The 11,930-nt window shown below is 49.3% G+C and carries 10 protein-coding genes; 3 read left to right on the top strand and 7 right to left on the bottom strand.

Translation table 11 applies throughout. The features are described 5' to 3' along the window. Positions 1-275: 275 nt before the first annotated feature. Positions 276-605 (bottom strand): hypothetical protein, encoded by a 330-nt coding sequence (locus AC5I6P_RS10790; protein WP_495693760.1) that lies wholly within the window; start codon positions 603-605, stop codon positions 276-278. 7 nt (positions 606-612) lie between these two features. Here AC5I6P_RS10790 and AC5I6P_RS10785 point away from each other — a divergent pair, with 7 nt between their 5' ends. Further along, positions 613-960, top strand: a complete 348-nt coding sequence (locus tag AC5I6P_RS10785; protein ID WP_495693759.1) for a fasciclin domain-containing protein — start codon at positions 613-615, stop codon at positions 958-960. A gap of 193 nt (positions 961-1,153) precedes the next feature. Here AC5I6P_RS10785 and AC5I6P_RS10780 read toward each other — a convergent pair whose 3' ends face one another. Next, complete coding sequence (locus AC5I6P_RS10780) at positions 1,154-2,368, bottom strand: TetR family transcriptional regulator (RefSeq protein WP_495693758.1); 1,215 nt, start codon at positions 2,366-2,368, stop codon at positions 1,154-1,156. Between the two features lie 253 nt (positions 2,369-2,621). Between AC5I6P_RS10780 and AC5I6P_RS10775 the strand changes: the two genes are divergently transcribed. Then, positions 2,622-3,467 (top strand): acyl-CoA desaturase, encoded by an 846-nt coding sequence (locus tag AC5I6P_RS10775; protein WP_495693757.1) that lies wholly within the window; start codon positions 2,622-2,624, stop codon positions 3,465-3,467. 72 nt (positions 3,468-3,539) lie between these two features. Here the strand turns inward: AC5I6P_RS10775 and AC5I6P_RS10770 are convergent, their stop codons facing one another. After that, positions 3,540-4,868 (bottom strand): ATP-binding protein, encoded by a 1,329-nt coding sequence (locus AC5I6P_RS10770; protein ID WP_495693756.1) that lies wholly within the window; start codon positions 4,866-4,868, stop codon positions 3,540-3,542. Positions 4,869-5,449: 581 nt separating this feature from the next. Here AC5I6P_RS10770 and AC5I6P_RS10765 point away from each other — a divergent pair. After that, positions 5,450-6,271 carry a hypothetical protein gene (locus AC5I6P_RS10765; RefSeq protein ID WP_495693755.1) on the top strand — a complete coding sequence of 274 codons (822 nt, stop codon included), beginning with the start codon at positions 5,450-5,452 and terminating at the stop codon, positions 6,269-6,271. 6 nt (positions 6,272-6,277) lie between these two features. Here the strand turns inward: AC5I6P_RS10765 and AC5I6P_RS10760 are convergent, their stop codons facing one another. From AC5I6P_RS10760 to AC5I6P_RS10745, 4 genes are all read right to left on the bottom strand, one after another. Further along, positions 6,278-7,513: a tellurite resistance TerB C-terminal domain-containing protein gene (locus tag AC5I6P_RS10760; RefSeq protein WP_495693754.1), complete on the bottom strand. Its 1,236-nt coding sequence runs from the start codon at positions 7,511-7,513 to the stop codon at positions 6,278-6,280. Between the two features lie 80 nt (positions 7,514-7,593). Next, positions 7,594-8,838 carry an MFS transporter gene (locus AC5I6P_RS10755; protein ID WP_495693753.1) on the bottom strand — a complete coding sequence of 415 codons (1,245 nt, stop codon included), beginning with the start codon at positions 8,836-8,838 and terminating at the stop codon, positions 7,594-7,596. Positions 8,839-9,034: 196 nt separating this feature from the next. Beyond that, positions 9,035-9,355, bottom strand: coding sequence for a hypothetical protein (locus AC5I6P_RS10750; protein ID WP_495693752.1), 321 nt, complete (start codon positions 9,353-9,355; stop codon positions 9,035-9,037). Positions 9,356-9,428: 73 nt separating this feature from the next. Next, entirely contained in the window at positions 9,429-11,915 is a 2,487-nt protein-coding gene (locus AC5I6P_RS10745; protein ID WP_495693751.1) for a secretin GspD/PilQ domain-containing protein, read from the bottom strand. Positions 11,916-11,930 lie beyond the last annotated feature (15 nt).

Below are 11,930 nucleotides of genomic sequence, written 5' to 3'. Positions count from 1 at the left end.
AGCGAGAATAACTATATGTCTTCTAGATTAAGCTATTGCCGATTAAGTCTATTGCGCTTTGCACTAATCGAATTCTTCTCGGCTCAGGAGAGGTTCTCCTGATGCCACAATTTGGGGATGCAAGTGCTATTCGCATCGCTGATGACATCGGAGATGTCCGTTTTACGGGCACCTAATGCCTAATTCTCTAGATAGAGGAGAATTTGTTAATTTCTGCTTTAGAGTGTGAGCGTCTTTTAAGTTATCTTCCCTTTTGAGGATAGTTTCGTAATGCGTTATCCAGTCAGTTCCCGTTTGCGATCGTTGGCTTTTCTATCAGCATTTCTGATGGCGTTGACAGGGGTTTCAGTCTCTGCCCAAAGTCCTACACCGACGCCTTCCACGCCGACGCCTTCTGAAAGCCCAACTCCTTCTGAAAGCCCGACGCCTTCAACCACGCCGACGCCTTCTGAAAGCCCAACTCCTTTGCCGTCGCCAACGGCGCAGCCTAGCCCTTCTACGCCTGCTGATACTAGCAGCAGTTCGGCGTCTGAGCTGTTGAGACAGGCTTCTAGTGCGGGTTCCTTTACGACGTTAGCGAGAATTGTCCAAACCGCCGGACTCACGAATGCCTTGCAGAGCCGAGGTGGACGCTACACAATTTTTGCGCCGACCGATGCAGCATTTGCGGCGCTTCCGGCAGGCACACTCGAAAAGCTGCTGCAACCCAGAAATCGACAATTGCTAACTCGCATTCTGGCTTACCATGTTGCTCCTGGCGAATACAGATCTAGTGCGCTCAAGACAGGCGGAGTTAAGACCCTCGGCGGCGGTCTTGCGATCGAGGTGACGCCTCAGCGGGTGATCGTCAATGATGGCAGCGTGGTGCAGGCCGATATTCAAGCTTCCAATGGCGTGATTCATGCTGTCAATCGGGTTATGATTTCTCGCGAACTCCGTCGGCAAATCGGTGAGCTGTAGTCGCGGTTAAATGGCGGCGGATTTAGTAGCGATGTGGGCAGCTTATCCGCTGCTGCAAGTGTTGATGCAAGTGTTGATGAGATCGCTTTGCCGAACTCCAAACCATATCTACAGAGTTGCACTTTGTGCTAATTGCGCAGTAGATTTCGGGCGGTTGTTCTGCTTCAAGATTGGCAAGACTTAGATTGATGTCTTAGGTTTTCTGATCTAGCCGGATGGCTTGCTCTAACGCCGCTTTTTCTCTCGCTCGTTGGGCGTAGGGTTCGAGTTGGTTGGGTCTCCAACCCGTGAGAATTTGCATCTGGTCTAACGTCATGCCCCGTAGAAATAGTTCTACACACCACGTTTGCTGAGCTTGCACGATCGTTGGAGCCTGTCCGTCCGGGGTGATCATGCCCAAGGTCAACTCTTGCCACCATTGTTGAAGCTCGGCTTCTGTAAAAGGCTGATGATCTACGTTTAAGAATAGGGCAGACGCATTATCTTTGCGACTTTTGAGCCATTGAACTAGGGGATTTTTTAGGTACGCTCCATACCGCTTGCCCATGATCCACTGATTGATTGGCACTTGGCGAGGAACACCAGTTGTAATTTGGAGGAATTGCTGAGCGCGATCGCTGAAATAGTGCGATCGCTCTAGCGCTACAAGCTCTGCTGGATTCAAACCAGCGCCAAACAGCACATACATTAGGGCATAGTCCTGTAAGCCCTGTTTCTTTGCCCGTTGCAACAGAGTGTGAACCACGCTTGCGGGTAAATCAGCCACTAGCGATCGCGATGCGGCGCTCTGGTTAACCTGGATCGGCTTATTGGAGACTGCTCCTTGCAAAAATAGGGTGACGAGGCTGTCCAGAAAATCCTCTCGGTTTTGCCACAAATCGTGAAATTCGCTAGTAAACTCGATCACGGCGTAGCCGAGCAACATGCCGTTGAGCAAACTTGCAAGTTTACTTGCCGACAAATGAGTGTCGAGCTGACCGCGATCGATCACCGTCTCAAAATATTCCGCAACATAGCGATTGGCTTGAGAAAAACCCCGTCCTAGCGCCTCACGGTTCTCCGCCGGGTACTGTCCCGCTTCTCCCACTACCGATCGCACCATTTCAGGAACACGCTCCAATGCTTGTAAACTGGCGTTGGCGTATTCTTTCAGGGCTTCATCTAGGCTACTGGTTTGGTTCCCCTGTTGGACTAAGGTTTGCCCAATGTGTGTAAACACAGCGGCTTCTTCAATCACTGCGAGCAACAGCCCGTGCTTGTTGCCAAACTGCCGAAACAGAGTGACTTCGTTGACTGCTGCTAATTCCGCAATCTGTCTAGTCGTGGTGTCAGTTACGCCCTGATGAGCAAAGAGTTCTAATGCCGCGTCAATTAAACGGTTTCGAGTCGGGTTTCGCGGGGTTGACATAGAAACAATGCAAGTGACACTTGCACTAATAAACAAAGGTTGTTAAGCTGATATAGCAAGCGTCACTTGCATCTTCTCATCTACTGTATCTGGATTCTGTAGTGGCGTCCAACAAGAGGTGTGAAGGAGGAGAACTATCAGCACAGTCGATTGATTGTTAGTTTTACTATCGGTTTTATTATCGGTTTCACTATCGATTGAGGCACTGATGAAAGTTGATCCACTCAGTAGATCCATTCAGTAAAGGATGTTCATGACTTCTATTTCTCATCAAACAGTTCCTGCGGGTGAGCCAGCGTTATCGATACGTTGGTTAAATGTAGCGTTCTTCGGCTCCATTCACGCTCTGGCATTGTTAGCCCCATGGTTTTTTTCCTGGTCGGCGTTGGGCGTCGCGATCGCACTACATTGGCTAACAGGCAGTATTGGAATTTGTTTAGGGTATCATCGCCTGCTTACGCATCGTAGCTTACAGGTTCCAAAATGGCTGGAGTACATCATTGCCTTTATTGGCGCATTAGCGATGCAAGGTGGACCCATTTTTTGGGTCGCTGGGCACCGGATGCACCACTTGCACACAGAAGATGTAGACAACGACCCGTACTCGGCAAAGCGCGGATTTTGGTGGAGTCATATGCTTTGGGTACTCTACCCGCGACCAAAGTTTTTTGACTACGATTCTTACAAAAAATTTGCACCCGATTTAGAGCGAGATGGGTTTTATCGTTGGCTCGATCGCTACTTTTTACTGTTACAGCTTCCGTTGGGTGTGGTTCTCTATCTTCTGGGCGGCTGGTCGTTTGTTATGTATGGTCTGATCGTCCGCGCTGTCTGTTTGTGGCACAGCACTTGGCTGATTAACTCGGCAACTCACATGACGGGCTATCGCACGTTTGACTCAGACGATAATTCCCGTAACCTTTGGTGGGCAGCGCTTCTGACCTACGGTGAAGGCTGGCACAACAATCATCATGCCCATCCCAATGTGGCGAAAGCGGGCTGGAAATGGTGGGAAATCGACGTGACGTGGTGGGCAATTCAGGTTCTGCGATCGTTGGGTTTAGCGAAGCGGGTCGTGTTGCCACCGGATTCCCTTTAGTCTAGGTAATGATTGGTAAGCGCGATCGCGCTTACCAATGGCACTCTAGAAGTGCAGTTTTCATCAATCGCATCACACGGTGAATTCTGCAAATTCGTTATCGGTTTCAACCTGCGGGCCTTTGGTCGCAGGTTTTGTGGTTTGAAAGCTTTGGCTGTTGATCAATTCGTTCAAGGTGAGATTGGGATTTTGGTGCAAGACGTTTAGCACTGCCATGAAATCTCGAACAATTTCACCAGGAGTTAGCAAGGTTTCTGCTCCCACGCGATCGCGCAATGCCCTAACAAACGTCTGCAATTCTGGCGTTGTTACTGTCCAAGTGTACTCATAGTGGTCTTGGTGGAGCGCAGCAAGGCGGCTAAGCAGTTCGATCACATGCTCATCTTGCAGGGGTTCTAAACGAATCACAGGCGCGATCGCATCCACTACGCCAGCTTGGGTTGTAAATCGGCTTTGTGCGGTGCGGCGTTGCCATGCCGGATCGCTGTAGAGTCCTCGCCGGGGGTCTTCTAGAAACTGAGGCGTCCCTCCGATCAAGGTTCCTAAATACTTCACTTTGCCCTGCATCGCGTCGTTGAACATCGCGAGCAACTTATCGTAATTATTTTGGCGAGAAACGGTCGTCGAAATCTTAAACAGATGGATCACTTCATCCAGAATAATCAGCAGTCCTTTGTAGTCGAGATCGGCGACAAATCTTGCAAATAATTTAATGTAGTCGTACCAAGTGTCATCATCGATAATTGCTCGCACGCCTAACGCCGCTTTCGCTTCTGTCTTCGTCGAAAACTCGCCTCGCAGCCAGCGCAACGCCGCTTCTTTTTTGTCGTCGTTACCTGTACGGTACCCTGACCAATAGGCAATGATGACCGTTGCAAAGTCAAAGCCGTTGACGAGATCCGAAACATCTTGAGTGACTTCACGAATGCGATCCTCAACGTGCTGATCAAAGCCCTCATCGTTGGGCTTTTTGCCTGTGTCCTGCGCGACTTGGGTTTGAATGGCAGCAATCCAGCGCTCGAGGATTGTGGCTAACGCGCCGCCATCGGGTCGGCTTTTAGTCGCAAGATTGTGCATGAGTTCGCGGTAAGTGGCTACTCCTGCGCCATTGCTCCCAGAAAGGCGGCGCTCTGACGTAATATCTGCATCGGCGACGACAAAGCCTCGCTCCATCGCTGCACTCCGAATCAGTTGTAGAGTAAAGCTTTTTCCTGCGCCGTAGCGTCCTACCACAAACCGAAACGAGGCTCCGCCTGCTGCCACATGCTCCAAATCTTGCAGGATCGTGGCAAGTTCCTGCTCTCGACCCACGGCAAGATGTTCTAGTCCCGATCGCGGAACAACGCCTGCACCGAGGGCGTTGATTAAAGCCGTAGAGATGCGTTTGGGAAGTTTAGGCATAGTGCAATGAGGCGTCAATAATAGGAGCGATTTTGGTTCCGATTTGGTTCCAAATAGACCGTTAGGGTAGCACTGTTCGATGAGGTTTGATCGACGAGGGTGAGGAATTCTTGATTTGTCCTCTAATCTAAACCGTCTATTCAGTAAATAAATAGTTTATTTTTTATGACTTTTATTCCTTCTCATGAAGCATTACCAAAAGTATGATTCACTCGATTAACATGATTCAACCGGCTACATTGAATTGCATTAAGCATCACTATCAATTCATATAATTAAAAGTAAGATCAGCAAGACCGTATGAGTATATAAGTAAAGAATATTTCAATGATTCTGAATGCTTACTTAGGTGTTACTTCTTTCCGGTCCTGAATATCAGGATTCTTTGAAAAAGAGCTTGATTTTGCCACGTAATACTTATTACTTCGGTAGAATGACCTAGAGGATTTAGAAAGCTTCATGAAGCCTCGGTGAAATTGCTTGTATAAACTTACAATTCCTCCGGAAATTTCCCCAGTATGTTCGTAATACTGAATGCCTTCTTGAAAACTAGGTCACTGTGCTTGGGAGAATGTAGCTTCATGATTCAGCGATTTGCCAGTACATTAGTGCCCTTAAGCTTCCGCTTCGGACATCTGAGAACGGTTCTTTTTGAGCCTGTGCTAGGAGTGATTACTACCGCGATCGTACTAGCTGCATCTGGCGCTCAAGCTTCAGTGCTATATCAACTTGATGATGGACAAAGCGAATCAGGCGTTGGCATCTCAGATACGAACTGTACGTTGAAAAACGGTGCGCCGATTTCAGATTTCATTTGGCTGAATCAATTCGATGTGATTGATCGCGCTAACCTAATTGATTCGGTGTCGATCGCTTGGGGAACGCCTGTCGCGATCGATCCTTGCACAAAAGAAAAAAAGGAAAAGTTACCCCAAAGCGGCTTAACTGAAGGATTGATAGCTAAGGTGCTGGTCTATGAAGAAAATGGAGATGGCAAACTCAACCTCCTGACACAGCAAGACGCTAAGATTAGCGCTCCAGGAACGGATTCTTTCTTTGATATTAAATTCGACACTCCAGCCAAAATTCAGGGCAAGAAGTTTTATGTTGGAGCGCTGTTGCCAGGGCAACTCCAGGGACAGTTTCCGGCAGCGCTAGACAAGCTCGATCGCAATAACCAACCCAATTCCAAAAATCAGTCTTACATTGCGTTTAATCCGTTCTTTCCGCAACGTGTTGACTATAACTACAGTGTACTTACGCCCACGCTCTACAGCGATGGAAACTTTTTGATCCGGGCGTCGGGACAAGTCATAGAGCGAGAGCAGGTTTCAGAGCCGTCTGCCGCGATCGCGCTTCTAACCCTTGGGGCAGGAGCGCTGCTATTGAAGAAGCGCTTGTAACTTACATTAGGACTTTCGCAGACTTTCTAACAAATAGTGGATCGTCTCTGCATATTCTGGAGCAACGATCGGAGTGTTGGCACTGGGATCGATGACCAAATCTCCAACTGTATCCATCGCTCGCTCGTTGATTGAGTCGATCAGTAGCTCTGGCATCGTCAGGTGATCTTCCGCAATTTGCTTGAGGGCAGGGCTAGGGTTGGAGTGTTCTGCGATCGCAATCAAGGCTTTAAATTCAGGATCGGGGAGTTGATTGAAAAAATTCATCCAATCCATCGTTGGCAAACCGGCCTCAGGAATTTGGCTAGTCTGAGGTTCGGGTGAATCAGCGGCTGTAATTTTTTCTGAAGCACTTAGTTCTCCTTTGAGCGCGGCTAACTCTTGATCGAGCATGTCTTTCTGGTCGCGCCGTTCTAGAATCTGGGTTTCGAGTTGACCCAACTCGCCGTGAAGCGATGAGATTTGCACTTGCAGTTGCTCGATCGCGCCTTGAAGCGATCTCGAACTATTTTCAACCTGTTGCCGCTTTGGTTCGGCAGAGGCTAAAAACTGATTCAGCTCGGTGCGGTAACGTTCTAGATCGACCACTCTCGGTTGCAGGGAGACGAGTTCTACTTCTAGCTGCTGCTTTTGAGCGGCCAAGGCCGCGATTTCTTTGGCAAGGTTGTCTTTGCGGTTCGCATGTTCAAGCAGTTGGGCTTGGAGTTGGTTTAGTTCTGCTTGGTTGGTTTTGAGGGCAAGCTCGGCGCGTTGTTTGGCAGAGAGCGTCGCAGAGAGAGAATGATTCAACTCTGCTTCTTTTTGTTCAAGTTCTTTGATTCTGACTTGCAGCCCATACATTTGATTTGCCGTGGGCGACGGTTCGGATGTGCCAAGATTCCAACTGAGTTCTTCTTTTTGCTTCCACAGGTTAGAGCTTTGGATCTGTAAATTGCGCAGTTGCGTTTGCATTGAGTTAAGGCTATTAGCAATTTGATCGCGTTCTGATGTCATGATCACCAGCGCTTCGTAAGCCTCTGCGCGTCTGCGTTGGAGCGCCCGAATGTGAGATTTTAATTCCTCGCCGCGTTGACTTAAAGCATTGCGGTAACGTCCTTCTGTGGCGGCAGCACCGACTAAACTAGCAACAACGGTGATGCCTCCTGTGAGCAAGGCTTTGTTAAAGTCTCTCGCGGTGAGCAGACCGATGAAGAAGCTAATGATGAAGGCAGTTAGACTGAGGAGCAGGCGGCTTTTGAACATTGTTTGAACATGGCGCGTTAGAAGATGAAATTGGCTCTGCTAAGCTCTCAAGAGGTTGCAAAGCTTTGAATTCATCCTAATTAATTTGTACTGGAATTTTCGCTGTTGCGAATCATCATTGTATCCAACGATCGCAAAATTCCGACCGCGATCGCAACGCTGCCCATCAACACTAACCAATATCCATTGGCAATGGTGCGAGTCTGATCGAGTGCCCAACCGCCGAGGGGAGGCCCGATTAGATAGCCTGCTGCCCAGCACTGAGAGTTGATGCCGAGGTAAACGCCGCGCAAGGATTCGGGAGCTAACTCAACGACGAGGGATGATGCGGAGGGCGTGTAAGTGACGATCGCGCAGGCTAATACACTAAGCGCGATCGCGGCCCAAACTAAATTTCCTTGGGTCGAAACTCCGGTGAGCCAAATCAGCAGAAATCCAGCACTCCAAAAGGTGGCGGATATGATCAGCACTTGCGATCGTCGCCAGCGGTTAAGGATACGAGCGATGGGAAGTTGCACTAAAACCGACAGTGCTAAATGCCACGTAAACAAAGCGCTAATGGTTGAGGGTTCAAATCCACGATCAGCACCGTTAACCCGAACGAAGTTACTAAAGTAGAGTGGCAAAGCGCTATCGATCTGAACAATGTATGTCGTAAACATCGTATTGGCGATCGCATAGATCAATAACCTGCGATCGCTCAGTGCAATTTTCCATCCACTCAGTTGAGATTCTTTGCTAAAGGTGCGATTAGTTTCTGCGATCGCAAAATAGATCACCCCTAGAAATACAATAAATGAAATGCCATCGATCACAAACAACAATCGATAGAGTCCGGTGCTGCTAATTAATGCTCCACCAAGAACAACGCCGATGCCTAACCCCAACGAATCACAGAGACGGGTGATTGAATACGCTTCATTGCGCTGATCGGGTGTCGTTAGGTCTGCAACAACTGCTTCGGTGGCGGGCCAATAGATTCCGGTTCCGAGTCCAACTAAAAGGTTACCGAGAACAAACGTGGGGAAATTGTAGGCAACTGCGAGTGAGAACGATGCGATCGCAGAAATCGCTGCTGACAGTAGTAACGTGCGTCTGCGCCCCCAAAATTTTGAGTCGGCAAAGCTACCGCCGAGCGCCCGTCCAATGATACCAGAGATGGAAGCGCTACCAATGCCGAGACCAACGGCAGTTGCCGAGAGACCAACTTGGTTGACGAAGAAAATCGGCGCATAGAAGAGCGTAAATCCTGTACCGATTTGAGAGAGGAGCCGACCAAACGCAAGCAGCCAGACCTGACGCTGTAGACGCGGGAGAAATGACACAGTGATAAAGAGAGCAAAACGTTACGCCCGAAAGAATACCAGTCTTGCTGCTCGGTAGACTTCTACACTGGGGCTGTTTGTGGTGGTACAATTTGCGCGATCGCTCGTCTGTTGCGCTTGCAATGAAATGATGAGGTGCAGGAATTACAGCAAGTTATGGAAGTTCAGTTTGAAGCCTCCTCGTTCGGACATCATTTCAGAGCCGTTCGAGATCAGAACGCGACCTTCCGAGATCAAAACCTGAAACTTTGCCTTCAGAGCCTTGAACTTCACCTTTAGAGCCTTGAACTTCACCTTTAGAGCCTTGAACTTCACCTTCAGAACGCGACCTTCCGAGATCAAAACCTGAAACTTCACCTTCAGAACCTGGAACTCCAAGATCAGAGCTTGACATTCCGACTTCAGAAGCTGGAACTCCGACTTCAGAAGCTGAAACTTCGACTTCAGAAGCTGGAACTCCAAGATCAAAACCCGGAACTCCAAGATCAAAACCTGGAATTCCGAGGTCACACCCCATCCTTGATAAAAATGCCGAGGTTTAGAGTGTTCTAAACCTCGGCAATGAGTCTGTGATGACGTGACTGGACCAATTAGCGCTGTTGCTGTTGCATGAACTCTCGCACCTCTTTACCCGGCACATAGCCGTAACCGTAAGTAGAGCGATCGCTATCATCCATAATTCTTGGTGTCAGCATCACAATCACTTCTTGACGTTGCTTGTTGCGATTCGTGCTTCTAAACAAGGAACCTAGAATCGGGATATCACCGAGAATCGGAACCTTCGTGACAGTGGCGCGATCGGCTTCCTGAATAATTCCAGATAGAATCAGCGTTTGCCCATCCCGAACCCGAATCGCACCAGATTCAACACTTCGACCATTGATCAATGTAATTTGACCTTGAGGAGTTTGCACAGACGATCCGGGCGACGAAATTACTGGATTAACACGAATCGTGACGAAACCGTTATCGTCAATTCGATCAACCTGCATATTGAGAATCAATCCTGCTTCTTTGATAATTGGCTCGTCAACAGTGTTACTCTGTACGCCGTTAGCTTGGATACTTCGCTTAAATCCTGCGAAAATCTCGCTTGTTAGACGCACACTAGACTTCTCACCATCTTGAACTACTACGGTTGGATCAGACAGCACCTTGGCGTTACCGCTCACGACTTGGGCCTGCAAGCGAGACAAGAACTGGCTCGGATACTTGAAAAGGGACGGTAGAGCAGAGGTCACTGTACCAATTACACCTGGAGTAGAGGTTGCAGTGGTTGTAGACCTACCCGTTGTTGGGTCGGTGGTTGTTGAGAATGTTGTTATATCTTGAGTGGCAGGAGTAACCTCAGTAATGCCAGCGTTGAAGGGATTGCCTGTTCCTGCGGCTCGCGACCCGAAGGTAGCGCTGCCATTCGGAATGTTAGTCGTTACAACGCCGTTGTTAACAACACGTAGACCGGGCGAAGTGTTGGGAACAGAGGTAGTGTTACCAAAATTGAGAAATGAGTTGCCGCCAGCATAAGGGTTATCAATGGTCGGATTACCAGTCAGGCTTCCTGCGCTTTCCGCCGCCGTTGGGGGTCTATATTGACCAAAGTTAAAGACTGCGGCTCCCCTATCAACGTTGAAGAAGTTGTTACCAACACCGAACGAGAAACTGGTATTAAAGTCCTCTGTCTTCAGCAGGTTAATATCTACAATCTTGACGTTAATTGCCACCTGACGTTTACGGGCATCAAGTTGAATAAGAAATCCTGTTGCTATTTCTACCTTCTTAGGAGAGCCAGTCAGAGTAATCGAATTAAGGCGATCGTTCGTCGAAATTGCAACCCCTCTTAGCACTAGTGGAGCGCCACCTCCTTCTGCTCTTAATGCAATGATCGTAGGCTCGCGAGTCTCAACAAAACGCTTATTTGTACCTGATCCAACTTCTTCAATCCGAAGTCGATCAACTGATCGCTGAGTTTCAGCGCCTTGGGTTGTTAGAAATGCCGCTGCATCGGCAGTTGAAACTTGATTGAGACGGATAGTTCGAGAAGTAATATTACGTGCTTCGTCTGGTAAACGAGTTCCAACAAAGATAGTCCGTCCAACTCGGTTTGCCTCCAAAGCGGCGCATTGTGCTCCTCCTGCTGCACCCTGTCCACCAGTTGGAACGCAGGTAATCCGAAGCACGTAGTTAAAGACATCTTGAACGGCTTCATTCTCAATATCAAGAGAGATGGTAGGACCGCCCGACTTTGAGGCTCCATTAGCTCCCTGAGCTTGTCCCTCACCAGCACCCTCACTGTATGCCAAGTTTAAGCCTGCTGCTTTTGCCAGCAATGCCAGCACTTCTCGCACTGGAGCATCGCGCAGGACGAGGCGAGGAATTCTTTCATTCGTTCCAAGGTCAATTGCGGATGGAGAAGCATCGATGTTTGCAACCGATTGATCGCCCACGGGAGGCGCGATCGCACGTGGCAACAAGGGCGGAACAGGTGCAGTCGGCACAAACGGTGCGCCACTCGGTTGAATCTGAGCATTGGGCACAAACGGCGCAACTGGCATCCCTGATGGCGGACGAGGCGTAACTTGCATCATCACTGCGCCCGGAGCTTTAGCCGGAGCCGTCGGGGCAGCCTGAGCCACGGTTGGAGTTACTTGAGCCACTCTGCCGTTGCCAGCCGTTGCCACACCGCCCGTACTCGCCACACTCAAAATCACGCCTTGAGCATTGCGGCTTGCCACCTGACCTGTCGGCGTTCCCGCCTGACCTACCACCACAACTTGAATTCCATTACCGCCGATCGCATTCACCGAAACCGAGGCAATTCCCGGTGCAGGATTAGCTTGCTGAAACGGTTGAGCAATTTGAGTATTAAAAACGTAAGCCGTCCACGTATTGCCCCGATTGACATTAAACACTTGTGGCGCTTTGTTGCCGCCTTGCGTTTCTAGCACAACATCCACCCCTGATCCCGTCGGATTCAGCCGGACATTGCTCACTTGGGTCGGGGCAGCCGATGCAGGCTGACTGGCAAATAGTGCGATCGTAGCGGCGGTCATTGCGCCGATGGCTCGAAGCTCTTTCACGGGTTCACTCCTCTA

The sequence above is a fragment of the Myxacorys sp. genome, from assembly GCF_059501405.1.
Note: the sequence above shows the minus strand (reverse complement) of the source record. Positions and strands in the feature narration are given on the sequence as shown.